The 26,123-nt window shown below is 56.4% G+C and carries 23 protein-coding genes and 3 pseudogenes; 13 read left to right on the top strand and 13 right to left on the bottom strand.

Translation table 11 applies throughout. The features are described from left to right. Nucleotides 1-551: 551 nt before the first annotated feature. The gene (locus IFT87_RS18000) at nucleotides 552-932 is read left to right on the top strand and encodes a hypothetical protein (RefSeq protein ID WP_192191463.1); all 381 of its coding nucleotides are present in this window, start codon (nucleotides 552-554) and stop codon (nucleotides 930-932) included. Between the two features lie 305 nt (nucleotides 933-1,237). Here the strand turns inward: IFT87_RS18000 and IFT87_RS17995 are convergent, their stop codons facing one another. Together IFT87_RS17995 and IFT87_RS17990 are read right to left on the bottom strand one after the other, a co-directional pair. After that, nucleotides 1,238-1,477, bottom strand: coding sequence for a hypothetical protein (locus tag IFT87_RS17995; RefSeq protein WP_192191462.1), 240 nt, complete (start codon nucleotides 1,475-1,477; stop codon nucleotides 1,238-1,240). A gap of 696 nt (nucleotides 1,478-2,173) precedes the next feature. Then, complete coding sequence (locus tag IFT87_RS17990; protein ID WP_192191461.1) at nucleotides 2,174-2,527, bottom strand: hypothetical protein; 354 nt, start codon at nucleotides 2,525-2,527, stop codon at nucleotides 2,174-2,176. Nucleotides 2,528-2,978: 451 nt separating this feature from the next. On the opposite strand from IFT87_RS17990, the gene IFT87_RS17985 reads away from it, so the two are divergent. Beyond that, a complete protein-coding gene (locus IFT87_RS17985) occupies nucleotides 2,979-3,356 on the top strand; it encodes a hypothetical protein (protein WP_192191460.1) in 378 nt (125 codons plus the stop codon). Between the two features lie 181 nt (nucleotides 3,357-3,537). Next, nucleotides 3,538-3,813, top strand: a complete 276-nt coding sequence (locus tag IFT87_RS17980) for a hypothetical protein (RefSeq protein ID WP_192191459.1) — start codon at nucleotides 3,538-3,540, stop codon at nucleotides 3,811-3,813. A 924-nt stretch (nucleotides 3,814-4,737) separates the two neighbouring features. On the opposite strand, the gene IFT87_RS17975 is transcribed toward IFT87_RS17980, so the two are convergent. Further along, nucleotides 4,738-5,136, bottom strand: coding sequence for a VOC family protein (locus tag IFT87_RS17975; protein WP_192191458.1), 399 nt, complete (start codon nucleotides 5,134-5,136; stop codon nucleotides 4,738-4,740). A gap of 314 nt (nucleotides 5,137-5,450) precedes the next feature. Further along, nucleotides 5,451-5,654, bottom strand: a complete 204-nt coding sequence (locus IFT87_RS17970; protein WP_082441315.1) for a helix-turn-helix transcriptional regulator — start codon at nucleotides 5,652-5,654, stop codon at nucleotides 5,451-5,453. 954 nt (nucleotides 5,655-6,608) lie between these two features. Between IFT87_RS17970 and IFT87_RS17965 the strand changes: the two genes are divergently transcribed. Then, nucleotides 6,609-6,980, top strand: a complete 372-nt coding sequence (locus tag IFT87_RS17965; RefSeq protein ID WP_192191457.1) for a hypothetical protein — start codon at nucleotides 6,609-6,611, stop codon at nucleotides 6,978-6,980. Between the two features lie 1,050 nt (nucleotides 6,981-8,030). Here the strand turns inward: IFT87_RS17965 and IFT87_RS17960 are convergent. Then, nucleotides 8,031-8,225, bottom strand: coding sequence for a hypothetical protein (locus IFT87_RS17960; RefSeq protein WP_192191453.1), 195 nt, complete (start codon nucleotides 8,223-8,225; stop codon nucleotides 8,031-8,033). 453 nt (nucleotides 8,226-8,678) lie between these two features. Further along, nucleotides 8,679-9,109 (bottom strand): annotated as a pseudogene (locus IFT87_RS20575) (tyrosine-type recombinase/integrase); the annotation flags it as partial. A 271-nt stretch (nucleotides 9,110-9,380) separates the two neighbouring features. Between IFT87_RS20575 and IFT87_RS17955 the strand changes: the two are divergent. Further along, nucleotides 9,381-10,061, top strand: coding sequence for a phytanoyl-CoA dioxygenase family protein (locus IFT87_RS17955; RefSeq protein WP_183936859.1), 681 nt, complete (start codon nucleotides 9,381-9,383; stop codon nucleotides 10,059-10,061). 710 nt (nucleotides 10,062-10,771) lie between these two features. Further along, complete coding sequence (locus tag IFT87_RS17950) at nucleotides 10,772-11,026, top strand: hypothetical protein (RefSeq protein WP_192191456.1); 255 nt, start codon at nucleotides 10,772-10,774, stop codon at nucleotides 11,024-11,026. A gap of 137 nt (nucleotides 11,027-11,163) precedes the next feature. On the opposite strand, the gene IFT87_RS17945 is transcribed toward IFT87_RS17950, so the two are convergent. Then, on the bottom strand, nucleotides 11,164-11,550 hold the full coding sequence (locus tag IFT87_RS17945; RefSeq protein ID WP_192191455.1) for a DUF6334 family protein: 387 nt from the start codon (nucleotides 11,548-11,550) through the stop codon (nucleotides 11,164-11,166). Between the two features lie 855 nt (nucleotides 11,551-12,405). Here IFT87_RS17945 and IFT87_RS20935 point away from each other — a divergent pair. The 3 genes from IFT87_RS20935 (at nucleotide 12,406) to IFT87_RS17930 (ending at nucleotide 14,533) form a co-directional block, all read left to right on the top strand. Then, nucleotides 12,406-13,251, top strand: coding sequence for a ribonuclease E inhibitor RraB (locus IFT87_RS20935; RefSeq protein WP_192191454.1), 846 nt, complete (start codon nucleotides 12,406-12,408; stop codon nucleotides 13,249-13,251). A gap of 493 nt (nucleotides 13,252-13,744) precedes the next feature. Continuing rightward, nucleotides 13,745-13,939 (top strand): hypothetical protein, encoded by a 195-nt coding sequence (locus IFT87_RS17935; RefSeq protein ID WP_192191453.1) that lies wholly within the window; start codon nucleotides 13,745-13,747, stop codon nucleotides 13,937-13,939. A gap of 252 nt (nucleotides 13,940-14,191) precedes the next feature. Next, nucleotides 14,192-14,533 carry a hypothetical protein gene (locus IFT87_RS17930; protein WP_192191452.1) on the top strand — a complete coding sequence of 114 codons (342 nt, stop codon included), beginning with the start codon at nucleotides 14,192-14,194 and terminating at the stop codon, nucleotides 14,531-14,533. A gap of 183 nt (nucleotides 14,534-14,716) precedes the next feature. On the opposite strand, the gene IFT87_RS17925 is transcribed toward IFT87_RS17930, so the two are convergent. Continuing rightward, the gene (locus tag IFT87_RS17925) at nucleotides 14,717-15,919 is read right to left on the bottom strand and encodes a carbohydrate porin (protein WP_192191451.1); all 1,203 of its coding nucleotides are present in this window, start codon (nucleotides 15,917-15,919) and stop codon (nucleotides 14,717-14,719) included. A 174-nt stretch (nucleotides 15,920-16,093) separates the two neighbouring features. Between IFT87_RS17925 and IFT87_RS17920 the strand changes: the two genes are divergently transcribed. Continuing rightward, complete coding sequence (locus tag IFT87_RS17920; RefSeq protein WP_192191450.1) at nucleotides 16,094-17,287, top strand: esterase-like activity of phytase family protein; 1,194 nt, start codon at nucleotides 16,094-16,096, stop codon at nucleotides 17,285-17,287. Between the two features lie 148 nt (nucleotides 17,288-17,435). Then, nucleotides 17,436-18,404, top strand: a complete 969-nt coding sequence (corA, locus tag IFT87_RS17915) for a magnesium/cobalt transporter CorA (protein ID WP_192191449.1) — start codon at nucleotides 17,436-17,438, stop codon at nucleotides 18,402-18,404. Between the two features lie 210 nt (nucleotides 18,405-18,614). Here the strand turns inward: corA and IFT87_RS17910 are convergent. Beyond that, nucleotides 18,615-19,855, bottom strand: a protein-coding gene (locus IFT87_RS17910) for an IS3 family transposase (protein WP_192191448.1) whose coding sequence is annotated in 2 segments (ribosomal slippage) — nucleotides 18,615-19,508 and nucleotides 19,511-19,855 — 1,239 coding nt in all. Because the reading frame shifts where the segments join, the coding sequence is not laid out codon by codon here. A gap of 350 nt (nucleotides 19,856-20,205) precedes the next feature. On the opposite strand from IFT87_RS17910, the pseudogene IFT87_RS17905 reads away from it, so the two are divergent. Then, a pseudogene (locus tag IFT87_RS17905) lies at nucleotides 20,206-21,354 on the top strand (hypothetical protein); the annotation flags it as partial. A gap of 74 nt (nucleotides 21,355-21,428) precedes the next feature. Here the strand turns inward: IFT87_RS17905 and IFT87_RS17900 are convergent. Both IFT87_RS17900 and IFT87_RS17895 read right to left on the bottom strand, forming a co-directional pair. Continuing rightward, a complete protein-coding gene (locus IFT87_RS17900; protein ID WP_192191446.1) occupies nucleotides 21,429-21,773 on the bottom strand; it encodes a hypothetical protein in 345 nt (114 codons plus the stop codon). Between the two features lie 858 nt (nucleotides 21,774-22,631). Continuing rightward, nucleotides 22,632-22,844: a hypothetical protein gene (locus tag IFT87_RS17895; RefSeq protein WP_192191445.1), complete on the bottom strand. Its 213-nt coding sequence runs from the start codon at nucleotides 22,842-22,844 to the stop codon at nucleotides 22,632-22,634. 787 nt (nucleotides 22,845-23,631) lie between these two features. On the opposite strand from IFT87_RS17895, the gene IFT87_RS17890 reads away from it, so the two are divergent. Then, complete coding sequence (locus IFT87_RS17890; RefSeq protein ID WP_192191444.1) at nucleotides 23,632-24,123, top strand: DUF4145 domain-containing protein; 492 nt, start codon at nucleotides 23,632-23,634, stop codon at nucleotides 24,121-24,123. A 380-nt stretch (nucleotides 24,124-24,503) separates the two neighbouring features. Here IFT87_RS17890 and IFT87_RS21075 read toward each other — a convergent pair. Continuing rightward, nucleotides 24,504-24,611 (bottom strand): annotated as a pseudogene (locus IFT87_RS21075) (integrase core domain-containing protein); the annotation flags it as partial. Nucleotides 24,612-24,914: 303 nt separating this feature from the next. Continuing rightward, nucleotides 24,915-25,904, bottom strand: a complete 990-nt coding sequence (locus IFT87_RS17880; protein WP_192191443.1) for a zinc-dependent alcohol dehydrogenase family protein — start codon at nucleotides 25,902-25,904, stop codon at nucleotides 24,915-24,917. Nucleotides 25,905-26,123: the final 219 nt, after the last annotated feature.

Genomic DNA, 26,123 nt, shown 5'->3' with positions numbered 1-26,123 from the left:
TCGAGAAGACTACCAATCTACCGGGCATCGCTAAAGCTTCATAAGGTGTCACAACCGAAGGGTTGTGACACCGGGTAGAGTGGCAGCTTTCGATCCTTCCGATCCCGAAAGCTGTCAGGCAGGAAAGTCCCCAATTATGGTCGTTGAGGCCCGATTCAACACGAAAAATCCTTCTAGGCGCCACATCGCCTAGTTGGGCGCTTTCGAGGGAGAGACGCTTCTTGTTACCCTGCAAGGAGGTTCAACGGTGCCGTTTGATTGGGTTCCGTATGGTCCTTCTTGGTTAAGACTTCAGCCGGACCAGACGGGCAATTCGACCAGAAATCTATACGTCGTTCTCTCACGTAAAACAGACCCGCCCGGAGCTGGTGCGCTTGGCGCATAGCTAAACCGTACCGGCTGCATCTCAATCATTCGCACGACTTTGGAAGAGGAAGGGCGTGGGAAGGGGAGGGGCCTCGGCCGGGATCAATGGTGCCTTACTCCTGGTTCATTGCGGTCGCCCCATCGGAGCCGCCCTGCCTTCTCATAATGCCATCTCACTGCGCAATTTGGAGAAAGTGTTTTTGAGAACGTATTTTGAGAAAAGCTCGGTACATGAGGCGCGGTACCGATCGAAAGACGACAGCTATCTCGCTGGCGGTTCGTTTGTGGGAACGCCTGCGCGGCTGGTATTGCCCACCATCGTCGTTCCGATGCTGGCAATTGGCCCGACCTACCTGAAACCGATCGGCAGCTATCGGACCGGAAAGCTATACGACTACGCTTCATCTGAATTGCCCCGGATGCGTCGCAAGATACTGGCGGCTGCCCACCCTGAAACCGCTCCGGCAAAGACCAGGATCGGCGGAACACAGATTATGATGAACAAGACTCCAAAGAATGCTGGGCCATTACCGCCCGCCTCCGCTAAGGGCGCGTTGAGAAAGTAGATAAACAAGGCCAGGCCTCCGATGATCGCAGAAATCGGCAACATCAAGGCCACAATCCAGAACACTGATTGGGGCATAAGGCTTTTGACGGCTATCGCTACTATCAAGGCTGAAACGGTTGGTACCATTAAGACTAAGGTCGCGCCCCACATGAAAGACATCGCGCTTCCTCTACTTTGCTAGGCCTTCCTCAGGACGGAGACGGTCGGATCTACGGTGCCGACAGTAGGATTACCGGAGTGGTGTGCATATTTGGTCAATCCAACGGAAATGTCACAGCCAAAGCATGTTGATCCACTAATAGCTTAAAACGCCACGGCAGCTTCCCACCAAACCCAGCCGTTCATGATATTTGACCATTTTTTGAGACGGGTGAGATCGCCAGAAAGCGCCCAAAGCTGGATATTCGAGCGACATGAGAGCAAGTTTGAATGTGCCTGGCGCGGGAATGCAAATAAGGGGCCGATATGACAGTTCGTCGAAACTGGATGCTGATTCTGAATGGAATATCCATCTTTCAGTTGGTCATTCCAAATTTCGCTCACGCTGCAACGGCTACACCGATTAATAATATGAACTATTCTCGTGCCACTAAAAGTCCAATCAGAATATTAAGATCAGACAAGTTAGTCGTTGATGCGGGAACCAAGTTTTGTATTAAAGGGTACGCGGATAAGGCAACTATAGCGAGCGTTCGGCGATCAGGCGAGGAGATGATGCCTTGGACTGCCGGGGCTTTTGCCAACGACACCGTTATAGCGTTGAACACAGCCTTGATAGATGCCGGGTATCCCACGTCAACGACTCCGAGCCGTGTTGTCATAGACAGTCTGCAGCAGAAGCAGGACACTTGTGTCAACAAAGCCTCGACCATTTTCACATCGATTAACGTACAGTCACTACCAGGATCAGCCGGGTATCGAATCTCTTTATCCTCAAAGCAGGGCACACGGCAGTATGTTACTCGGATTGACCGGATGATGATGATTCCCATGTCGATGGAGTTCCGCAATGGAATAAAGTGGGATGCCGAATCCGACGACGAAGGAAAGCCATTCTGGGACGTGGGCCATGACTTTTTTAAGTTAAGAAGCAACCTGATTAACCATCTATTTCAGGATGATAGATCGCGACACGAGTAAGATCTGGTCCGTAATATTCTCTATACCGGACATTACCGAAATTTGATACTAGTGAGAAGGCGGGGAACGTCCAAAACCGCTGTATGGGTAATTACGAGATCAACGGTAACTGAGTTCTACGGGATGCGCCTCAACGATACGCCAGTTACCGTTCTGCTTTCTTAATCGCGCGATCTGTGAAACGTCACGGGCTGCATAACGAGCCGTAAATTGGCATGTTATAGTTGGCAGGTTACCAGGCTCTCGTTCGCCGCAACTCACATCCTGTATCCGCCAAACTCCCTGTGAGAGATGAAATAGGACGACCTCCCCCTTCCGGAGAGCCTCATCAGCAACAGCCCTTTTAATCGCGGTATCATCGGCCAACAGCGCGTCGATCAGTTCTGTATCGGTCGGACATAGCAGGAGTGAGGCGCAACGGCTGAGCGCGGCCAGCAACGGCATGAAGAACATGAGTCAGCCTCCTAAGAGACTCGACCGATACTTCATCCGCCGGTCCGACGCCAACTACGGCCAGAATCGTTGCTGCCCCATGCAGACATCGGGAAAGGCAGCCGGTTTGCTGCCAAGTCGTACCGCCCTCGGTCAACGCACCGGCTATCCCCAATTGCCATCCAAATCGAGAATGCCGGATCGGGCGCTACCAGCCCATTAGCGGAAGTAGCTGTTATGACGCTCATTCGGCATTAACCGCTGGCACCCATAACGGAACTCAGTTCATGGGTTAGATGCGAGCGTTGTGGAAGCCGGTCGACCGACATATCGTATCGAGTGGAAAGAAGGCGTTGAGCATCTTCGCCTCCCAGCGCAAAGGGCATGGTTCGGGTCGGCATTCCTGAGTACCTGGATACTCCTCTGGGCCTGGGGTGGGGGCAAGGTGGTAATTAATCACCTTCAGGACGCGATGACACCAGTCTGGCTTGTCCTTTGGTTGCTCGTGTTAGGCGGCACGACGCTTTTGCTGCTGGGGCAACTTGTCGGTGTCGACATCATCCGGGTCTATCAAGGCGAGTTGGCCATCACGAGACGTGCTGGCCCCGTTGCCCGCACGTGGCGGTACAGCACCGGGATGATCACTAATCTGCGGATAGATATGACCCGTTGGGACGGAGACGACGCTGACGGAGCCCAATATGTGCCTTATACGAAGCAACAATGGGGTGCCGTCCGCTTCGACTACGGTGCCGAGACGATCCATCTAGCTCCTCATGTCAACGCTCCAGAAGCAGCAAAGATTGCCGACTGGCTTCGCAGACGCTTGCCTGTCTCGGCATTCAGCTGACCCGGATATTCCCGAAACACCATCCTATTTCGAGAATCGAAGCTGGCACGGGCCGCGTCGCAAAAGGGGTCCCTTTGCAACGTCAGGAACGCCCACAACCGGTCATTCATTAATTTAAACTATTAGGTTGTGGCCGCTTTGGCGGGCTGAATAAAGTTTGCCGGGAAGGTAAGGTGACGCAATGACAGCATTCGTCTGGGCTCTAGTAACAATTATAGTTACAATACTTTTTTCCGGTCTAGACCTAAACTACAAAATGCCAAAAGGCCTTTTTCTGACGGGGCTGATAGGACCAGTATTAGGGCTACTATACTGCATTTCGGAAATAAACAAACATGGGGCTGGTGGAGGAAACGGAGATATCTATTTTGCTTGGTTTGCAAGCTTGCCTGTTCAGTTCATTGTCTCAATCATAATCGCATTTTCAATTAGTGCTTTATTTAAACTCATCTCTTGAAGTCGATCGCATCGATCTGATAATTACAGCCGGTCCGTTGCTCTCCAAACCGACAACTCCGTGATGCAAAAATCAAAAGTTTTGCATCAGCGAGTTCGCCTCAGCCGAGGGAGTAGCAGTCATCCCATTGCAGGCGTTGTGCAGCTTCGGCATGGTGGGACCATGCGGTATCAAGACCTCAAAATTCGAGATGCCGGCCGCTTAGCGGCAATATCCGTCGGTTTAGCATTGATCGTTGGCTTGAGTTGCGCCTTTCGGCAACAGGTTGAGCCGGTCGTGAACATGCTACCGATGAGGTCTCGTGAACCCTTCCTGCCCTTGCTGTTCGCTTTGGGAACTTTGGCGATATTAAGCGCCGGAATGGCTGTATATTACTTGGTCTCATCGCCTGCGCAGAACGCGTCATACCTCGCACGCATGATCCAAAAGGGCCGGCATCCGGGGGACAGGTTCGATGCGTCGTTACTGGAGCCTTCTGATCCAGATTATGGCGTGCGGACGTGGGACTATCTGCGGCGCCGGTCTAAACCCAAGCGCTAGCGAAGAGCCGATCTTCCGAAACCGTGATGCAAAACTCACGGATTTCTAATCAGCCCAAGACGGCAGGAAACCGAGGGCTACGGCGATACAATAAATTTATGCATCTAGGATACCCATTCACTGGTCGGTTTCCTGGAGTGTGGCCTCCAAAGCAGAAGGTCCGCCTTCCTCCCCAACCCAGACATTCCCGAAATTGGATCCTTTTTGGGAAAGGCAGCAGCGTCTGGCGACGTCCGCTAACCACCGTCTGCCTTCCCAAAGCGGACGGTCCGCATTCCACCAGATTGCGACGTTCGGAACGGCAATAGGTGGTGGAAAGCGGACATTCGCGGGATCGCACGATCAAGGTCCGTTGTGGTCAGAAGGCGACCCGTGCCAGACCAATCAGGCGGGAAAATGAATTCCGCACAGTTTGTTGCCATCGGGGTCACGAAAATAGGCCAGTTCGATTGTGCCCATGGAGGCAGTTTCGCGCGGTCCGGGCGGAGCTTCGATCGAAGTTCCGCCCGCGGCAACGGCGGTATCGTGAAATTGCTTCACCTGCTCGGGCGAGCCGCAGGAAAAGGCGACGGTGCTGCCGTTGGCGACGCTTGCCGGTTCGTCGTCGATCGGCTGGCTAACGATGAAGTTGGTCCCGTTGCCGTTATTGTAGATCAGACGGATATGGCCGCTGTCGGCGATGTTCCGCGTCCCTTCTCCTGCACCCAAGGTGCCGAGCACCGTGTCGTAGAAGCGCTTGGACCGTTCAATGTCGTTCGATCCGACCATGGTGTGAAAAAGCACGAACACTCTCCTGAAGACTGATCGACTTTCGATCGCCATTAGCTGTCTCACCTATCCGACACATGACCTGCGGTCACCCCTGGCCTGCGGATTGTTCTCTATTGGGCGTCATTCGACGCGATCGGCCCCGGAATGTCCGGGTTTGGTGGAAAGCGGACCTTCCGTTTTGAAGGCCGGACCCCAGGAAACTGACCGAAAGGGTATTCCAGGTGCCTAAGTGCCTTTCATCGCTAGAGCCCTGGGTTTCCTGCCGTTCTTCGGCTGACGCGGAATCCGTGATTTTTGCATCAGCACAATAGCAGTACCGCCGATGTTTAATTTTCCGGAAGGCTAAAAAGGTTCTCTACGGGGACGTTGAATAGATGAGCCAGCTTGAGCGCCAATGACAAACTAGGCTCGAACCGACCTGTCTCGATTGAGTTGATGGTTTGTCTGGAAACGCCAACGAGCGTTGCCAATCCAGCTTGCGTGAAGTTCGATTCAGCCCGGTGTTCCGGGAGTCGAGTTAGGACGCCCATTTGCGCGCAGCCGTCCGGCCGAAAAAGATCGTGAGTGCTGAGAACAGGATTAGGGGGGCAGGCCCCTGTATGGGCGGGCTAATCCCGGTCATATCTAACAGACCCCACACTGTAAGGGCAGCGGCAGTCCACGCGCCACTCATGCCGAGCGACCAGTTCTGCACCCGATGAAACAGCTCATCCTGCCGGATGCTCATGCGCCACCATAGCAGGCCAGATAAGGCAGCAAAGCCTATTACCCAAGCCGCAGGCAGATAGAGGGAAGGTGTCGAAACAGCGGTGCTTTCAATGGGCATTGTGCCCTGAAACTCGATACCCACTCGGCGCGCAACGTCAGCGGTCCATTTGAAAAGCGGCATAACGGCCACTACGGCGCTGGCCATACTCCCAGACACAAGGCGTCGGCTCTTTTGATCTAAAGCCGCCCAATTGACCCCGGCCCCCCGGTGAGTGAACTCGTACATCTGCTTCCCCTACGCTTCCGCAGAATGTCAAACATACGCGACATTCGGAGTCAAGTATGTTTGACTCACAGAGGCGACTTTCTGGGTTGAGCGATACCACCCTTCAGGACCCATAGTTCGCAATCTGAGCCCGCCATGTGATGGAAAACTTTGATTTCTTCGTATCACGAACTTCGGCTTTTAGGATCGGCGGGACAAGCCCCGAGTGACCGACTTTGGGTGCTTGCCGACCGTCTGATTCTGGAGTCTGCTTTCCCGAGCGTGTCGCAACCTGGTGGTGAGCGGTCCGGCCGCTTTTGGGACTTCACCTTGGCAAATCCGACGTCGGATGCCCACGGGAAACGCATTAGGTTTTTTCCATCGGCAGGTTGCGTGGTTTCCGCCGCTCTTTGGTCGATGGACAAGCTTAGGCTCACGTTGCAGCTTGTTGCCAAGCTCTCACCCATTCTAGCCTTGGCTGTCAAAAACTTTGGTTGAGGGGAAGCGACAAATGAGGCTGATCGGCCAGCGCTGGGAGTTTCAGATCGGCAACACCGTAATCCAGGTGGATAACGCCTTTAGCTGGACGTTGTGGGGCCAGGAGCGGATGCTGGTGAACGGTGAGCAAGTTCACGCCAGCACCGGCAGGATGCGATTCTCGCAAAAATATCAAGAGCCGTGGCTTACGTCATTCGGCGACGGTGAACTGAAAGTTTGGCTGAGAAGCACCAGCACCAAACTTCGATGCAGCGCGTCTCTAGACGGCGAGCCAATACCTACGACTGTCATGTATGCTAAAAACTGGCAGGGACTGGCAGGCAGCTGGCCGAAAGAAGAAGAATGGCAGAAACAGCGGCCGGGGGGCGGATGGGCCGCTAGCTAAAACAATCCGCACGGCATCGCATATCACAGATATTTATGCAAAAATCTGCGGGTGTGCATCATGGGGCAAAGTGCTGGAGCAAAACTTATGATTTTGCATGAGCACAGTGGCAGGTTTTGGGTTTGAAAGATCGGTCTGGAATGACCGACTTTGGGAGCTTCGGGTGCATCCGGCTTTGGGGTCTGCTTTGCCGGTCGCCAACGTCGCGAAGGGGAGGTGAGCAGCCGTTCGGCAGACGTTATCGAGCGGTGCGGCGACGCCGGTAGAACATCAATGCTGACAGGGCGCCCAACCCCACAACTGAACCAAGCGCGCGGAGTTGGAGAACGTTCTCGAGCTCCGCAGGCGCATGTCCTCCAAAATTCCCAAGTGCGAAACCGAGAGCGAGAAAGAGTCCGGCTATACGAGCATGGCCTCGGTGGCCCAACCAGCCCACGATGGCCCAGCCCAGAAATCCGTAGATCAGGACGTTTGCACAAACGGTAAAGACGGTGAGCATTCGCAACGCTTCCTCAGATCAGGCTTGGCGAAGCTAACCAACCGAGACCTAGACCGCAATCGTTCGTCCGCTTTTGGGCGTAAGCGGAACGGCCGGAGTTGGTGGAAAGCGGAGGTTAGAGGATCATACCTTGGCGGTATGCGAGCTTTGCAGATCCACGCGGTTTCTCGCCGCGGCTCGTAACTTCGAGGCTAATCTGCGCTCGATCGATGCGCGTAAGAAGCACTCCAAGGCAGTCATACTTCCGCATATCATTTTCCGCGTCAGTTTCGACGTGGACCTCTAAACGATTTGGGTCGGGGCCGAAATTGCGAATGACTGCGTCTGTTCCATAGTAGCGTTGTATCGTTTGCTTAATAAACTCGACCTCGTTCTGAGACAGAGGCGATGGAGTTCTTGGGAGCATTGGGGGTGATGCAACCGGCATATGCCTTGTTAGCAGACAAGCGAATGTCTGCAATTGGGCGACAGCGAAAAGGCGGCTTTCAGGGGCCGCTTTGACGATCGCGAACGTCGCGACGTGGTGGAAAGTCGCCGTCCCAATCCACAAGCTATAGGATGCCGACTGCACCATCGGCCCAGATCGCCAACGCAGCTAAGATGACGCCGCAAACGAGAGACATTCGTAAGACCGACTGGTCAACGAACCGAACAATCAGCTCAATCGCAAAGCCGACAACGGCGAAAATGGCGGCAGCCGCGCTGAAATCCGCACCTGTCCAACGCACCTCGTCGGTGAACAACATGGCGATGGCCGGAAGGAGGAGTAAGCCTCCGAGGCAAGCCCAGAGGGCTAGACGCCAGCGTCCGAGATCAGCTGCGCGAGAAATGGCCGATACAGTCACAGAAGCTCCTCATCGAGGCTAACTTCACATGCGCCTTCGATGTCTGCAAGTGGGCGTAAATGAGCTGCATGGATAGAAAGGAAAGCGGACGCTGGAAGTTAGTGTGAGCCGAACCACACTCCCGCGACGTAGGCTATGCGGCCACCCCAAGTGAGCGCTGTGAAAAATCCGCATACAATCAATGCTGCGTTTCCCAAATCCACCAGCTTGCGGCTCATTCTACTACGCTCCATCATTCAGGTTCTAACAGCGTATTTACCCATTCGAATGTCCGCAAGTGGGCGGCAGCTGACCGGCAGCTTTTGGAGCCTTTGAATAGCCCGGCTTCCCACGCATGCAAGAAGCCGGTGTAGGTTAGACCTCGACGCCCTCCGCTAGAGCCAGGGCATCCTCGGCATCGACGCCCAGATAGCGAACTGTATTCTCGATTTTAGCATGGCCGAGCAAAATCTGCACTGCGCGCAGGTTACCGACGCCTTGTAGATGATGGAGGCTTTGGTACGGCGAAGCGAGTGCGTGCCATACTCTTCGCGGCGCAGCCCGATAACGTCCACCCATTCCGCGACTAGCCGGGCGTACTGACGGGTGCTGAGCGGGCGAGCATGATCCGTTCGGCTCGGAAAGACATAGTCGGCCAGCGAACCACCGCATCTCTCCGACCAAGCCAACAAGCTTGCTCGGGCGTCTGCCATCCACTCAAACTGCACCGGCCTGCCCGTCTTCGCCTGAACAACGATCGCGCGGGTGCGCACACGGCCTCCAAGAACGATGTCACCAATCCTCAGCGTCGCGGCTATGGCTGTCGCACAGGTCATCGAGACTTAGGGTCGCAACCGCAGCTTCAAGCTAAATGACCGATTTCTAGGGCGCTTGGCTTCAGAGCGCCTCTGAACGAAAGTCTGCTTACCTCGATCGGTTGCTCCAAACCGGCCAGTCCGCTTTCCACCACGTAGCGACGTTCGCGATCGGCAAAGCGGTCCCTGAAAGCCGCCTTTCCGCTGTCGCCCAACAGCAGACATTGCGAAGGCCCACCGCTTAGGCTTAGCTGACGCCGTGATGATGCACGATCAGTCCCGCCTTACGTTTTTTGATCACGGCGCGGAGCTATTTGCGGGCGCTTTAGCCGGCAGCTTGGCCGATTTACGAGCGGCGCTTGCACACCTGCCGTCGGAGCAAGCCGGTATTCGCATCCGCGGCATTGAAGCCCTCCGTCCGTTTCTCGCCTGCGGTGGAGCAATCGGCTCGATCGCAGCGAATGTGCTGGGCCAAAGATGCCGCCCGGTGAGAGCAATCTTCTTCGACAAAACTGCCGAGACGAACTGGTCACTGGCTTGGCATCAAGACCGTACCATTTGCGTGCAGCGGCGGATTGATATGGATGGCTTTGGCCCTTGGACCATCAAGGGCGGCATGCAGCACGTCGCGCCGCCCTTTGATTTACTCACGCGCATGGTCACTCTGCGAGCCCACCTTGACGATGTTCCCGCGACCAATGCCCCGCTTCTAATTGCGCCCGGTTCGCATGCCGAAGGGCGTGTTCCTGTCGATGTCATCGAGCAAGTGGTTAGCAAATGCGGCACACGGGTCTGTACTGCTGATGCTGGCGACTTATGGCTCTATGCAACGCCAATCCTCCACGCTTCCGAAGCCGCGAGCCGTCCGGCGCATCGGCGCGTCCTCCAAATCGACTTTTCTGCTGACGAACTTCCTGGTGGCCTTGAATGGCTTGGCGTTTGACGCCCGCTCACGCCCAATTGCAGACATCGCGGATGCATGCCATCTTCCCGAAATGGCTGCCGAGGGGACCTCTGTGTCGCTGATTATTGCCCTTCTGCAGGTTGCGGCTGTCGAGCCGCTGCCGCATCAGTGGGCAAAGTTCAGCCGTGGTGGCGGCCTCAGCCAAAACACTGAGACCGTCGAAATATCGGTAGCAAAACGAAGCGATAGCAGAGACTCGTCTTACCGATTGCGCTTAGTCACACAGTCTATGCGAGGCGTCGCCGATATCCGGTGGGCTGACAGCGCAACCTGTCCTGGCATGCAAAGCTTAATTGAAAGCATGAGGGATATTCAGATGCCCCCTCCTGCGCCGCCTAGCCTTGCTCCCGATCAGACAATTATTTCTATGCTTGATGGCCTCGAGTATACTCTCACCACTCGAACATCAGACATAGACGGATCCGTAACATTGCGTTCGAATACTAGGTCCTCGACAGCGAAGTGGGTCGATACGCTTTTTGACAAGATTTCGCCATGCCTCAGAAGAGTTAGCCCTTGAAGGCTTGATGCGCGCAATGGCTAGGCCGAATTTACATAGGGTCGCGACGTTCTGCTGCTCTCTCTGCGTTCAGAAGGGTTGAAAGCCTACCGACCACTGCTGGGCAGGAGAGCGGCCTGGCGACAAGCGCCCATTAACGGACATTTCCATATCTGCTACATAGACGCAGATGGCCAAGACGCCCGACCCCAATCGTTTTCACCGAATTGTAGGCTGGGTCTTCGCTACTGGCTTTCTGATGCTTATAGGTCTGCCAGTGCTGCTAACCAGCACGATGGGCGAGTGTCTGCCTCACGATCATCTACAGGTGTCCGACTGCCTTGCTAACAAGCGGATTGAGTTCCTCGCATTGATATTTGGCCTTCCGGTTCTGGCCACCGTGGTTGGCTGGCTGACATACCGATGGAGCAGATTTCTTGGCTGACTATAATGTCCTGATCCGATCGATCAGAGTAGGAAGACGAGGATCGCGAGCGGCAGCTTACCACCACGTAGGGACGTTCGCGATCGGCAAGGCGGACCCTGAAAGCCGCCTTTCCGCTGTCGCCCACTTGCGGACGTTCACGAGGTTGGCGAGATGCGCCTTATGGTGATGGTCGCTGCCTCGCCTGTGAAGCACACCTGTGGCACAAGGCCGGAGAACGACAAGGTGAACATGTCGAGGTAGCCAAGGTAATTTCGGCCCACCCAGCACCACCCCACCACTGATCCGACAAGGTCGGATAGTTCGGTGACGGCGAGCCAACCGCTGTGCACGTCGGGCGCTGCCTCAAGGGCCACAGCAATCTCATCCGTGTCGGGATCGACCCGCAGCATGAGGGCGCGGTCGTCAATTACGATAGCAATACTTTGCCAGCCAACCGCTCCGTCGCGTCGGCCCAGCACTGCAATTGCAGCGTGCCCGTGGGCCTGATCGTAATCAAATTGGAGCATCGTGCGGTCGACCATAGACCGTTCTTACCTCACCGGCCGAAAGTCCGCTAACTGCCAACTCCGTACGTCCCAGAGCCAATCGCGACGAACGACCGCTGACGCCCAGTTCCGGCCGTTGCATACGGTCAACGATCGGCGCTTATGCAAGAGGCACGCCTTGCCAACCATGCTGCAAGCACTGGTAGCCCAAAGAGCAGTGGCGACAAGACGGCAAGCTTTGAAATAGCGGTTTGCGGTGGGTGCAAGATTAGAAATGATACTGGAATTATGTACGCAGCTAGCGCCATCAACCAAGTCACAGCTGGTCGAACGCCAGAATCTAACGCGCGCTGCCCACACAAGATGCCGAAACAAATTGGTAATGCTATAAGTGAATAATTTAATAGTGCGTGTTGTAGATTGTCAAATGACAAGAGAAGCAACGATGACTGGAACAGGATAAGGGTGAAAGCTATTGGAGTAAAATACTTCGACTTTAAAGGGGTATTTGGCTTAATTGCCCCAGAGTCACGTACATCAAGAAAGATCGAGTAGATTAAAGCACAATCTACTACTATGCTGAGGGCGGCGAGTATAATCAGCCAATCGGGAACCGGGCGATTAGTCACGGGCTCAACGGCGAATATAAATGCCCCCCCAATCCCGAAAGCCACAATTAGACTGCGGACTATGTTTGATCGCTTTTCGGTGGGCATTTTTGCGGAACTAGTGGCATTTGTCGGACGGATCAACTCAGCTTTCGAGCTAGGGCGATTGTCCGCTCTCCAGCAGGATCAGCCAGCCCGCTCACGCCCACAAGCGGGCGTTGATAGCCGCTTCGCTACTGGCTACGAACACTGGACCTGAACGAGGAATATCTGGGAACCTGGCGTGATTAAACGGATTGCCTCCTTGTTAGTTGGTCTCTCGTCCATTTCGCACCCTCTCAGCGCGCAGGCAGACAAGGCTGCTTCCGCAAAGAGCGAGCGTTGGATGATCTACGACCGTGTGGCGTCCGACGGCAAGCCGCTGGTGGTTGTTGTCAAAGCGGGAAATGCCAGCGCTAAGGCTCTGCTGCTCAATGGGCGTGCAACCGCCATAATCTGCCGGGCCGATCTCCCGAATGTGAATGACCAAGGAATGCCAGAAGGTACACAGCGCCTTTACCCCTTAGAAGACAACATCGATAAGGAGCCGGCGTTACTTGCGTCAGGTGTAATTCGTGTCGCGAGCGTGACGGGTCAAGGTCAGCGTCGCATATTCGTTTTGCATCGTGACCCGCTTGATCTGTCACAGATACTTAGAACGATCCAAGTGCGAGGCTTTTCCTGCGATGCCTCAGAAGTGAACGATCGATCCGCATTGGTTCGCCTTTTAACTCCTACTCCGCTCGAATTTCAGATGAACGGTGATCGAGAAGTTATCGCTAATGTCCAGAAAAACGGCGATGATGGGCATACGGCGAGAAAAACTGACTTCTGGTTCTACGGAAAAAAGAGGTCGCTTGAAAAGCTTTCTTTCGATCTCAAGTCGAGAGAATTTACGATTGATCACTGGCTAAACGATCCGACCGGGGTAGTCCTTTCGCGTAAGATGCCGGTCGACTTTGCAGTATTCCGAGAACTAACGCCGATCATAGTCGAGGCCGTCAAGCGGTCCGAGGTCGATTACGACGGGTGGGAGACGGTTGTCGTATCTCAGCATCCGACAAAGGCAGACGGTAGAAGGGATTATTAGCGACGTAAACCTAATGTCCGCTAACCACCAATTCCGGCCATTCCGCTCCCGCCCGGGTAGCGACGTTCGCGCGGCCGATCGACAACAACCCGAAGTGGCCAGTCTGCATTCGCCCACTTGCAGACATTCGAATGGATAAATACGCTGTCAGAACCTGAATGATGGAGCGTAGTAGAATGAGCCGCAAGCTGGTGGATTTGGGAAACGCAGCATTGATTGTATGCGGAGTTTTCACAGCGCTCACTTGGGGTGGCCGCATAGCCTACGTCGCGGGGGTGTGGTTCGGCTCACACTAACTGCCAGCGTCCGCTTTCCTTTCTATCCATGCAGCTCATTTACGCCCACTTGCAGACATCGAAGGCGCATGTGAAGTTAGCCTCGATGGAGAGCTTCTGTGACTGTATCGGCCATTTCTCGCGCAGCTAATCTCGGACGCTGGCGTCTAGCCCTCTGGGCTTGCCTCGGAGGCTTACTCCTACTTCCGGCCGTCGCCATGTTGTTCACCGACGAGGTGCGTTGGACAGGTGCGGATTTCAGCGCGGCTGCCGCCATTTTCGCCGTTGTCGGCTTTGCGATTGAGCTGATTGTTCGGTTCGTTGACCAGTCGGTCTTACGAATGTCTCTCGTTTGCGGCGTCATCTTAGCTGCGTTGGCGATCTGGGCCGATGGTGCAGTCGGCATCCTATAGCTTGTGGATTGGGACGGCGACTTTCCACCACGTCGCGACGTTCGCGATCGTCAAAGCGGCCCCTGAAAGCCGCCTTTCCGCTGTCGCCCAAAAGGCGACATTTGCTGCGATGTTGGCCGCACATATGGCCTGCCGCAAAATTCTGTAGTGGGTAAACGGGTCCCTCACAGGGGACACTAAGCGGGCAAATGCCGACCGCGCCCCGGGGCCTGGTTTGGGCTAGCTATCGTCTACATTTCAGGAGCTTCAGCGATGGAAGAACCAGGATACCGAAGCGATACAAAGGAGCTTTGGAAGCGTGTCGTTCCTTTAGTCGTTGGAGTGGTGGCACTTCTTGCTATACCACAAGCCGCCATGATGGCGCTCATAACGCCGATGATGTTCGACGCACCCGAGACGACTTCGAAGATTGGCCCTTATATTATGCTTGCGGTGCTATTGGCGAAGCCAGTGATGCTGTTTAGCACCGTGGTGTTATCCTTTCTTGTCTTCAAAAACTTTTCTCAGCATCGCTTTGCGGGGCTGCTCGTCGTACCCGCACTTTGGTGGGCAATTTATTGGGTGTCACTCGTGGTGGTGCGTAACGCAAGTTGATGTTTACGGCGTTGCCCTCTTAAGGAACGTCTGATCCCCACCAAAACACGACATTCACATGTCGCAAAAGGCGGGACTTACGAGACGCTCGAAATTCAGGATAAGCGCAACAAGCTGTACCTCTTGAAGGAGGGCGCAGACAACTAAATCCTTATCGGAAGTCAGACGGTCGCCCTTCCGCTATCAGCTTCCAACTTTGAAGCGCAAGCCGACCACAACGGCATCGTTCAGTCGACGATCGCCTCCCGGGTTCACCACATATTGCAGGTCGGGCTGAATGCTCAGCCACGGTGCGACCATGGCATTGTAGACCGCCTCGATCACGACCTCACGGTCGCTGATGCTCTCTCCTGCACCGCGCCTGCTGCGTCTGTATCGTTTGCCGAAGCTGGCGGAGGCGAACGACAATCCAAGCTGATCGTCGCTGCGGTTGGGTGTGAGCCCCGTGTAGACGAGACCACCACCGAGATAACTGCCGATCGGATTGTAGCGCCTGTCGGCGATGCCGAACCGCAGCCAACCGGCCAACCCTGCGGCATCGTCCGCTCGTGTTCCGACAAGTCGTTGCTCTACGAAGGCATAGACGCCCTTGTTGCCACGGCCCTGCGTGGCGGATGGATGCAACCGATCGAAGCGGGCGGTATAGCCCCAAACGCCGACTGCAGCTTTGGTGCCGCCCCTTAGGTAGTCGACTTCGCCAATTAAGAGCGCTCCGTCCTTCCCGGACAGCTCGATCGCGGTGCGTCTGGGATGCGTCGGATCACCGGGAACGCCGTCGAGCACCGCGATGCGTCCCAGCCAATGTTCGCCGAGCTTCACCTCGCCGCGAACGGCGAGTGAGGTGACCGGGAAGATCGACGGACCGTTGCGACCGGTCTGCGCGATATCGGCACCGATGCCATGCGACGAGATTAGGAAGAGACCGCCACTTTCCGTCGTGTCGAATTCAGAATTGAGATTGTAGAGGCCGGCTTTGATCGATCCACTGGCACCCACATCCTGCTCGATCCACGCCTCAAACAGGCGTGTGGCGCGAACCTTGGTCTCGATGTTTGAGATCGCCTGTACGTCGCCCACCAGCCGCGAGATCGAGGTGCCGTTGTTGTAGATCCCGTACACGAACATCCGTGCACCGTGCCACCCGACCAACCGGTCGGCATCCAGCGCGACCTGAAGATCGAGATTGTCGAGGTAACGTGTTCCACGCCTGACACCTCCCGCCAAGTTGCTGCGCAGATCGCCAGTGTAGACCACCGAGACGGTCACCGGTTGATCGCCTCGCTCATTGGCGGAACGCGGGTAGCCCGTCGGCCGCTGGTCCTGCGCGAGTGCGGGTCCCGTCAGCGTCAGTAAAAAGGCGGCGGCAAGGCCGCCCTTCGTCTTCATCGTTAGGGCTGACCGATCGATGTCATCGCGGCCCATCGACCCTGGACAGGCACAATAACCGATCCCTTGTGCAACACTGTCAGCTTACCCCCGAGAACCCATTGCAGTAAGGCGTCGTGCCTTTGCCCAATCGTGGCAGCAGATAACGGAAAGACGATACAGGTGGGAGAAGCCATGAGCTATACGGTCAGCCGCCTCGATTGGGCCGATCCGTCGCTTGACGTCATCCCGACACCTCGAGGACAACTGGCGCTCCGCGCCGGGTTCGGCTCTGGGCTGGCGATGCGGGCTGGGGGTCCTCCGGGTCAGGTCTGGGCAGTCTGTGACCGCGGCCCCAACCTGAAGGTAAAAATTGCGATCGAACGCTACGGACTCGATCAGCTCGCCCCGCTTGCCGACATATCCGGCGCCAAGGTCATGCCGGACCCAAAAATTGGCCCGGCGATAGCCGAGCTTCAGATCGACGGCGACAAGGTGAGGCTGATCCGAACCATCCGGCTCATCGACGAGGAGGGAAATCCTGTGGACGGCCTTCCGGATGCAAGTAGCGAGCATGTCGTGCTCGAGCCCGTGTTCGACATCCACGGAGAGCCGATCGGGCCATCGCGGCTCGGCCTCGACAGCGAGGGTATCGTTGCGCTTAGATCGGGTGGTTTCTGGATCGGTGATGAGTTCGCGCCAGCGCTGGTACGGGTTGATGACGAAGGACGGATCGTCCAACGGCTTGTACCGCGACGGGTCGAACATGCAGACATTGCTGACGTCGAACCCGCTCTTCCCGCCATTGCCGCGTGCCGGCAGATCAACCGCGGGTTCGAGGCGATCGCGCTATCCGGTGACGAACGGTCGCTGTTTCTCGCCTTCCAGAGCCCGCTGGCCCATCCCGACGAGGAGGCGCACCGGCGGGCGCGTCATGTTCGTCTCTGGCGGCTGGATGCCGAAATGGGGGAGGTTATTGACCAGTATCTGTATCCGCTGGATCGCCCGAAGAGTTTCCTGCGGGATAGAATTCTTGGGCCGTTCGGACGTGAGGACATCAAAGTCAGCGAGCTTGCATGGATGCCGGGCAACCGCCTGCTGGTGCTGGAACGCGGGTCGGCCACGACCAAACTGTACCGCGTAGAGTTGGATCTTAAGACCGTCCTGCCGGTAGAGCATCTGGACATCCGTACTAAGCCGACGATCGAGGAGATGAGCGCTGCGGACGAAATGGCGTTGCCCGTGCTCCACAAGCATCTGCTGTTCAACAGTGACGACGTTCCCGAGATGGCCGTCGATCTCGAAGGCATGACGTTCCTGTCCCCGACCGATTTGTTGATGGTCAACGATAACGACTTCAGTGTCGAGGGTGCAGTGACGAGCTTCTAGTTAATCCGCTTTGACGAACCGCTCTGGTCGTAGAGCAGCCGCCATGTCACAGCATCTTGCTGCGCCCTGCGCAGTTCACGCGTCACCATCGCCGCCATGGCCTAATCCGTTGGTGCGTCCCCACCATCTGCATTGTCGAGTGCGTTGAATGACCGTTGTAGCCGCATATCTGTACCGTCACGGCAAGCGCATCCGCGAGGTGACGATCGACGAGAAGATCGATTGTCCTTCCGACAAATCCGAGTTCGTGTGGATCGGTATCTGTGATCCGACCGCAGATGAGATGCATCGTCTCCAGGAGCAGTATGGACTTCACCCGCTGGCGGTCGAGGACGCCGTCAAAGCCGATCAGTTGCCGAAGATTGACGTGTACGGAGATCAGTTGTTCGTTGTCGCACGCACTGCACAACTTGAGAAAGAAGGGATCGCCTACGGGGAAACCGCAATCTTCATCGGTCACAGCCACATCATCAGCGTGCGTCATGGATCGGCGCGTTCGCACAAGGCCTTGCGCGAACAGCTCGAAGCGGCTCCGACACTGCTCGTACACGGCGTCGACTATGTGCTCCACGCCATTCTCGACTATGTCGTCGACGGCTACCTGCCGCTCATCGAATCGATCGAAGACGAAGTGCTGGCGATGGAGCAGGCGACGCTCGATCAGTTTCTTGGCCGTGACGAGGTAACCCGCATCTTCCGGCTACGGCGCGAGCTGATCCGGTTCGGTCGCGTTCTGGTGCCAACGAACGAGGTAGCAGGCAAGCTGGTCCGGCTCGATCTGCCCTGCATCGATCCGGAAACCCGACCTTACTTCAGCGATGTGCTTGATCATGTCCGCCGGGTGCAGACGATGACCGACGGCTTGCGGGACGTGCTCGCCTCCGTGTTCGAGTTCAGCAACCTCCTCGAGCAGCAACGGACCGGCGCGATCACCCGTCAGCTGGCCGCCTGGGCTGCTATCCTCGCCGTGCCCACCGCCATCGCGGGCATCTATGGGATGAACTTCGAGCATATGCCGGAGCTGAAGACGCAATATGGGTACCCGGTTGTCCTCGCGGTGATCGCTGTCATTTGCACGGCGCTCTATGTGCGTTTCAAGCGGGTGGGATGGCTGTAGCGCCTAGCTCCAAGTTGGGAGCGTGCGGCCGATCGTAAGTTCAGTTGCGACGGCAAGGGCATGCGGGTGTCGCATAATTGGATATCCGCGACGTTCGAAACTCAGGAGATTCGCGACAGGAGCGGAGGCCTTCGTCGGTTCGACCGCCTATCTGCGCCGGTATGCAACCAGCCAATCGGAGCAATATCGAAACATGAATGTTGTTGCCCCCTAAAGGCCTGACAGAGCCTCGCAGGTTTGCGCGATGAACTCGCGTGGGGATCGATAGCGCAAAGCGCGATGCGGATGCACCTCGTTATAATGGTCGAACCAGCCGGGCAGTTGGTCGATGACGCTCTGCGCATTCGGCCTGGGGTTCACACGGACATAATCGCGCTTGAGGGTGCGAACGAACGCCTCAGCCATGCCATTCGATTGAGGACTGCTGACTGGGGTCGTGCGCGGGATCAATCCGATGTCCCGGGCGAACGCACGTGTGTTGCGAGCGGTGTAGCAGCTGCCGTTGTCGGTGAGCCACTCGATCGGTTGGGGCACGCGGTTCACCCGTCCGTAGCGATGCTCGACCGTGGCGACCATCAAGTCCTGGACGTCCTCCGCGGTGATGCCGCCCGTCGTCGCCACGTGTCCCATCGCTTCACGGTCGCAGCAGTCGAGCGCGAATGCGACACGTACCTTCTCGCCATTGTCACAGGTGATCTCCAGCCCGTCGGAGCACCAGCGGGTGTTGCGTAGATCGACGGCGACCCGGCCATCGTGACGCCGTTCCTCGCGGCGTTCGCCGTCCCGCTGTAGCAGCAGCCCGTGCACTTTCATGACGCGGTAAACGCGTTTCGGATTGGGCGCTTCGCGCCCGCTCTTCTCGGCCTGCCGGCGGAGCAGAGCATGAACGCGGCGATAGCCATAGGTCGGCAGATCGGCGATGAGCGCGCGGATGTCGGCGACCAGCTCGGCATCCGGCAGCGGCGGTCGTCCGCGTGGTCGGGGCGCCGGGCGATGGCGCATTGCGGACAGGTGTGGGCGAGTAATTCCGACCGCGCCTGACACCGCGCTCACCGTCCATCCCGCGGCAACGAGGTCGAGCGCAAGAGCAGTTTTTTTGGGCCTGCGGCCCGGGACACGGCCTCGCGGAGCAGCTCGTTTTCCATGGCCTTCTTGCCGAGCAGCCGGTGTAGTTCGCGCACCTGCGCCTCGAGCGCACGGTACTCGGACGCCGGCACCACTTCCTCGCCCGCTGTCGCGGCGGTCAGCGCACCCTGCGCCATCAAGCGCCGCCAGGTGAAGATCTGATTGCCACCGATGCCGTGCCGGCGGGCGACGAGCGACACGGTCATGCCCGGTAGATACGTCTCCTCGACGATCCGGACCTTTTCCTCCGGTGTCCACCGCCTCCGGCGCTGAACACCGGAGAGAACCTCGCCATCGTTATAACGCCTGGTCGTACCGTCAGTCATATGCCTCACTCTTATCTAAGAGCGGGGCTCTGTCAGGTCATTTAAGGGGCCACCTCAGAGATGATGGAAGGGCTGGTAATCAACATCCTTGTAAAAAATACACCATGTCTTGCTACTATACATAGCCCTTCGCAGGGTAGATAAACACTTCCCGGAATCGATAAATCCCTCGAGACTCGGGGAGTCTAATGATGATTCGACGTTTGCTTGCAGCATTACTCACACTGTTTGCCATGTCGCTGCTATCGACTCAGGCAAGGGCTGGCCTTTACGTGTGTAACAACACGGGAGTTAAAGTCACGGCAGCTATTGCATGGGTCGAGCAAGACACGTAGAACTCACGTGGCTGGTACAGTATAGAACCAAGGGATTGTGCGTTGCCGATTGAGGGCCCCCTTAGTAACAGCATAATCTACCTTCGAGCCACTGCAGGAGATCTAGTTTGGGACGGGGGTGAATCATCAGCGGAGGTCTGTGTATCGTCAGACGCATATCACTATAAAGATATAGAAAATATGCAAGAGTGCGAGAAGCGGAGATTCAGAAGAAACGACACTGGTGGCGCACAAAAGTACGTCATCAACATTCAAGAAGGTGAGCGCGACCCGCTAAAAGCTGCGATCGGTTGCCAGGATAATATATCCGTTAGCGAAGAAAGCTTCGTTAACTGCTGGGTAAAAGAGGTCTCGACTTATAAGCAGCGGCAAATACTCGAATGCATGAACAAAGGAATTGACGGAGCTGCCTTCGCTATCTGTGCTGCCAAGGGCGGGATGGGGAAGAAGGAGCAAGAGATCACCGATTGCACCACCTCATACGCCGCCAATAGGCAAACTGCTTCGTTCGTCACATGTGTTTCTGAAGGGGCGCTTGGGCGGCAAGAGGCGGCACTTGTTAACTGCGCCATCAAAAATCAGGGCAGCTACGCATCGATGGCCGGCTGCGCCGTGGATGGCAGGCTTACTGACGACCAACGCGCTCTTTACGGATGCGTCGCCAACAACCTTAACGACTATAAGGCCGCCGGGCTTTGTGCAGCGGGCAGCCAGTTAAATCCGGAACAAACGCGGATTGCGCAGTGCGTCATGGAGAATGCAACGAGTTACGTTCAAATGGGAGTTTGCGCTGCAGGCCGTAGCTTGACACCGGAACAACAAGCGTTCGCCCAGTGCGCTGTTACAACCGGCGGGCAGCCATATGCTTTTGTTGCATGCGTCGGGACGCAATTAGCTGTTAACGAACTACAAAAGTGTTCTTATTTAGGAGTTGGAGGGGATGGATGTTTTGGAAAAAATAATACGGCTGTTAAGTTTGTCAGCAACTCTTGGAAGGATGTCGCAAAGGGTCCCGGGCCCAGTAACGATTTGGTAGGTAGGGACGGATTCGTAATGACGAAACTGAGGGAGATGGAGAACGACATCAAACACGGCCCGGGCGAAAATCACGATTTAGTCGGAAAAAAGGGGTGGGTCTGCCAAAATCTTTTCTTTGGCTGTTAAGGCGCAACCCTTGCCGATGAGGTAGTTCGATCCTGTTAAACAGGCCCCCTGCTCGGCAAGCTGTCGCCTTCGCGTTATTCGAGTTTCCGGATATTCGGCGTTATCTGCTTGCCGGAAATTTCGGACGGCGTTGTGCACCCAACCCTCACGGCTTCCCAATTCTTGGTGGCGTTATCAGCTGCCGCTTCGGCACAGTAGCGAACGGTGCCTTTCCTCGTGTCGAGAACGTAGATCCCGCCCCCCCCCGCCGAGACGGCGGTGAACCGGCCGACAGGATTATCGTGATCGAAGTGCTCGGCCTGCTCCTTTTCGCTGATCACCCGGAACTTGCGATCGGGCACCTGGCTGCATCCCACCGTTGCCAGTGCGAACAGGACGATGCACTGCGCCCAATGTTTCGCACTGGCTGAGTCCTTCATCTTCCGTCCTACTTGCCGTCTTTCGGCTTCGGAGCATCGGCTGGCTTTTCTCGATCTGGCTTCGGGATTACGCCCGGCGAGCGGGGAGGTTCTTGGGTGGTAAAAGTTTTCTTTTCGAGGTCGCTCATGTTCGTTTCCGATCTGCGTTGATCCTGCGCCTAACGTTGACAGGCAGGAGCGGCAATGAACAGCCTCGAACTTGCCGAACAAAGCGGGCCGACCGGCAACGTTAAAAAACCCGGTTCACACGAGCGTTCGATCAAACGATCGTTTTCAAACGGTAACGGCCCGGCCCAGAGTTAGACCAAGGACGAGCCGGCCGGCAGTCCCGGCAAAAGTCACCGTGTACGATGTTGGTTTGATTAGCGAGCCGTAACGGCGTCATTTAAGCATCGTGCGGCAGCAGCGGCAATCGGGTGCCTATTTGGACACGGCACCGCGACGGTAGTTCGATCGGGCGACGACCGCTCGGACGTTCATTCCTGATATGGTGACTTCGGCCTCACCTTCGAGATCCCGCGCTAGCTTCAGAGACCTTAGCTCATCGATCGCCTCACCCGACGGTGACAGGAGCATCCATCTTCTGCCATTAAACTTTGCGGCCAACAACACGAGCCGCGCTTCCTCGGACAGGTCACCAGCAAGCGCGACGCTCTTGATTGCTCGATCCATCACTGTGGCCTAGCGAATAAGATCATGTCGACAGCAACCGCAACGCGTCGCCAATCATGGCAGCCTTTGGGACTGGACAGGATGTCGCCAAGGGTAGCGGGCACCGCCCGCGGCGCGGCGTGCCCACTGGCCTGAACAAGCTTGGCCGCCTTCAACCAAACCTCGCGTTCTGTCATCTGCAGATCGCTAGCCAACGATCACGACCTTCAGTTCCTCGCTGGTCCCGTCCTTGAAATGCACGAGAACGCGATCATGAAGGATGTCGACGCGCATCTCCAGCACCCGGCCGCGCTCGGTGCGAACTTGGACTATCACGTCGGGTCCGAGGTCGTGCTGGAATATGGCAACGTCCTTCGTTTGATCCGCGGCGATCGTGCGGACGATCTTGCGAACCGTCATATGTCGAGGTTACGCATTGTCATCTCCAGTATCGCGTCCGGCATTACGAACGCATCACAGGGTAACGATCTGCTGCACCCGAAAGCTGCGCCGCGCGTTGGATAAGCGAGGAGATGATCATGATCGACGATCCAAAAACCGACGACGCGACCCCGGCCGAAGAGGCTGAGGAGATGGAAAAGGTACAGGAGGACGCTGCCAAGGAGCGTGAGGAAAACGGCGGCTACCAGTAGGCTGGAACACCTCGTCGGCAGCCGTGCCGCCATCCCCGCAGTGCCGCTGCTGACACTCCGATCGGTCTAGAACTAAGGCGAGACAAAATTGCGAACGAGGGAAGTAGCTAAGAGTGGCGGCAGCGAAAGCTGACGGTAGCGCGAGCGATGCGCTTTTTCACCGCCATCAAAAAGCAAAGGGCGGCACGGGGGTGTCTTGCCTTGCCCAATAATGCCACCTGTTGCATTCCGAGGAAATGACCAGAAACGCGATCACCGTCGCGTTGAGAAGTCGTTTATCGGGAGGCCTGATGAGTTACATATGTCCGCACTGTGGTATTCTACAAATACCTACTGATAAGACATCTGCCTTTTTTTCATCATCCGCAGACGTTGGAAGTTTCCATGAAATGGGAAAACGCGAACTAGCCGAGGCGCTAAAGATAGACGGCAAAGCTACACGCTGTGCCAATGATGATTGCCGTAGAATTTCAGTAATCATCACTCTGAGCTCAGGAACGTCCAATAGGCTTGGGCAATACTCGACGCTTCAAAATTCTAGCTTCCTGAACAGGATGCTTTATCCCGGTCGAACGGGAAAACCATTTCCTGAATACGTTCCTGATGCGATGCTAGAGGACTATCAGGAAGCTTGGTCAATTATCGACCTTAGCCCCAAGTCGTCGGCAACGCTGGCACGCCGATGCCTGCAGGCGATGATTCGCGACTTTTGCGGAGTAAAGCGGCGAACGCTTTTCGACGAGATCGACGCGTTGCGAAAACTAGCTGAGGAAGACAACCTACCGCGTGGCGTCGATCCCGACACGATTGGCGCAATGCTCGCACTAAAGGATGTGGGCAACATCGGCGCTCATATGAGCGAGGTGGACGGACTAATTCTAGACGTCGAGCCTGGTGAAGCTGAAAAGCTATTGGCGCTTATCGAGATGCTCTTTGCTGATTGGTATGTCACTCGCGGCAAGCGTGCGGAGCGCATCGCCGCAGTGCTAGGTGTGGGCGAGGCAAAGAAGGCTAAGCCAGACGACGCCAAATCTGGGCCGGGCTAAAGCGGACCGGCCAACCGTATCCGATCTCTGTTTTACGGGGTCGCGCTAGTATGCCGGCGTCATTGCGTTCCTGCATTTTTGACGTAGGTTATTGAGGGGTGGGGCAAAACAGAGGCGAACTCATCGAGTCGTCGGCCTCGGCGCCCCGTCTGGGATACTGCAAAGTGTCATACGGCCGGACGGGGCGTTTTTTAGTTGGGGTATATTCGGTTCACCGAGCATTGATAGGTTGCTGGGTCACTTCCCCCCGGTCGGCCCGTCTTGGCACACCTCCCACCCTCCGTTGAGACGGGCCGTTATCATTGGCCCTAAGGTGGCGCGTAGCAGGTCACAAAGCCGCGCCGTCTTAACCGTCCTTAGTCCGTGTCTGTTGTTGCCCCCTAAAGGCCTGACAGAGCCTCGCAGGTTTGCGCGATGAACTCGCGTGGGGATCGATAGCGCAAAGCGCGATGCGGATGCACCTCGTTATAATGGTCGAACCAGATCGAACATTTCGCGCCTGACGCTTATGGCCTCCTTATCCTAGCACCTGAGATTGCGCTCGGCAGTGGCTGGCTTGGCGGCGACAGGGTCGTCGGTCGCGCAGCCATCCGTGACCTGTTGAAAAAGGCCGCCCGTTTCAACGAAAGCGAACGGCAGAGACTAACTATTCATTTGCCCAGCAGAGCGCTCACGCTCCAGTTGGGTGAGGTCGAACGATACTACGGAGCGTAACACTGCTCCGCGGTGGGAGCTGAATGGATGCCCGGTTCCGAATAGCGCTTTTAGTAGGCTGAGTGGCCGGAACCAGGTCAGAGCGTAACCACGACCTTGCCGATTTGCTCGTTGGATTCCAGGAAGCGATGAGCGTTTTGAATGTCGGCGAAAGCGAAGGTACGCGCGATCAGGGGTTTAAGGGCACCCGATACCAAACCGTCCGTGATGAACGTCTTAGCGCGCTCGAGGATGGCATCGTCGGATACCACTTCGGTGTAAAGGTATCCCTTCAACGTTAGGGACTTGCTGAGGACGGTAAGCAACGGGAACGGCGTGGGATCGGCGCTGAGCACCCCATACTCCAGCAGGATCCCGCCTCGCGCCATGCTGGCCGTCAGTGGTTCGAACGAAGGGCCGCCGACCGGGTCGAATACGACGCGAGCGCCGATCCCGTCCGTGATTTCGAGAACCCTCGCCACAAGGTCTTCTTCGTCCGTCGCTACGACATAGTCGGCACCGGCATTAAAGAGGGCTTGGCGCTTGGCGCCGGTTCGCGTCGTCGCGATGACGGTAGCTCCGACAAGTTTAGCGATCTGGAACGCAGCGATGCCGACACTGCTGGACGCCGCCGAGATGATAACGGCCTCACCTTGGGACAGCTTTGCCTGTTCGACTAGCGCGCCCCACGCCGTGACATAAGGCATCCAAACCGCTGCGGCCTCTTCGAAGGACAACGTCGCCGGATGCTTCACGACTAAGCGGGATTGCACGTTGACCAGTTCGCCGTAGGTGCCGCCGTTAGTGATATCCTGTGAGGGAATGACGCTGACCACATCACCGATGGCGAACCCCTCAACCGCTGCACCGACCAGCTCGATGACGCCCGAAGCTTCGTAGCCAAGGCGGCTTGGAAAATGTGCCTCCTGTAGATAGGCATGATTGCGGAACATCACTTCGGCACGGTTAATCCCGATCGCCTTGACCTTGATCTGAACCTCGTTGGCTGCCGGCGCCGGGACGTCCACGTCATCAATTCGGAGAACGCTGGCGTCACCGTATTCGTGAATTCGGACTACTCGGGTCATCAGAAATCTCCGTGCGCATCGCTTTAGGGAGCGCATGCTCCAAAAACCGATAAGCGACGTTCCGCCAAGCGTCAACACAATATGGAGTCAGAACTCCATTTAAGGTTGTCATGCTGCTTCAGTTTCTTTCGGGGGCCGGGTGGCCCGTCACGTTGAGACTGATGCCAACGCTAGCGTCAGGAATGTCTGGGACAAGGTCATCCTCCGCTATGATCTGGA

Origin of the sequence: Sphingomonas sp. CFBP 8765 (genome assembly GCF_014841445.1) — a bacterium.
GTDB lineage: Bacteria > Pseudomonadota > Alphaproteobacteria > Sphingomonadales > Sphingomonadaceae > Sphingomonas > Sphingomonas aerolata.
The sequence above is the reverse complement of the archived record's forward strand: the minus strand, read 5'-3'. Positions and strand labels throughout refer to the sequence as shown.

Coding starts and splice junctions, on each gene's coding strand:
- IFT87_RS17990 (WP_192191461.1), bottom strand. CDS start 2,527: ATGTTCTTCATGCCGTTGCTGGCCGCGCTCAGCCGTTGCGCCTCACTC.
- IFT87_RS17985 (WP_192191460.1), top strand. CDS start 2,979: ATGACACCAGTCTGGCTTGTCCTTTGGTTGCTCGTGTTAGGCGGCACG.
- IFT87_RS17980 (WP_192191459.1), top strand. CDS start 3,538: ATGACAGCATTCGTCTGGGCTCTAGTAACAATTATAGTTACAATACTT.
- IFT87_RS17970 (WP_082441315.1), bottom strand. CDS start 5,654: ATGGGCGTCCTAACTCGACTCCCGGAACACCGGGCTGAATCGAACTTC.
- IFT87_RS17965 (WP_192191457.1), top strand. CDS start 6,609: ATGAGGCTGATCGGCCAGCGCTGGGAGTTTCAGATCGGCAACACCGTA.
- IFT87_RS17960 (WP_192191453.1), bottom strand. CDS start 8,225: ATGTTGTTCACCGACGAGGTGCGTTGGACAGGTGCGGATTTCAGCGCG.
- IFT87_RS17955 (WP_183936859.1), top strand. CDS start 9,381: ATGATGCACGATCAGTCCCGCCTTACGTTTTTTGATCACGGCGCGGAG.
- IFT87_RS17950 (WP_192191456.1), top strand. CDS start 10,772: ATGGCCAAGACGCCCGACCCCAATCGTTTTCACCGAATTGTAGGCTGG.
- IFT87_RS17945 (WP_192191455.1), bottom strand. CDS start 11,550: ATGGTCGACCGCACGATGCTCCAATTTGATTACGATCAGGCCCACGGG.
- IFT87_RS17935 (WP_192191453.1), top strand. CDS start 13,745: ATGTTGTTCACCGACGAGGTGCGTTGGACAGGTGCGGATTTCAGCGCG.
- IFT87_RS17930 (WP_192191452.1), top strand. CDS start 14,192: ATGGAAGAACCAGGATACCGAAGCGATACAAAGGAGCTTTGGAAGCGT.
- IFT87_RS17925 (WP_192191451.1), bottom strand. CDS start 15,919: ATGAAGACGAAGGGCGGCCTTGCCGCCGCCTTTTTACTGACGCTGACG.
- IFT87_RS17920 (WP_192191450.1), top strand. CDS start 16,094: ATGAGCTATACGGTCAGCCGCCTCGATTGGGCCGATCCGTCGCTTGAC.
- corA (WP_192191449.1), top strand. CDS start 17,436: ATGACCGTTGTAGCCGCATATCTGTACCGTCACGGCAAGCGCATCCGC.
- IFT87_RS17900 (WP_192191446.1), bottom strand. CDS start 21,773: ATGAAGGACTCAGCCAGTGCGAAACATTGGGCGCAGTGCATCGTCCTG.
- IFT87_RS17895 (WP_192191445.1), bottom strand. CDS start 22,844: ATGACGGTTCGCAAGATCGTCCGCACGATCGCCGCGGATCAAACGAAG.
- IFT87_RS17890 (WP_192191444.1), top strand. CDS start 23,632: ATGCTTTATCCCGGTCGAACGGGAAAACCATTTCCTGAATACGTTCCT.
- IFT87_RS17880 (WP_192191443.1), bottom strand. CDS start 25,904: ATGACCCGAGTAGTCCGAATTCACGAATACGGTGACGCCAGCGTTCTC.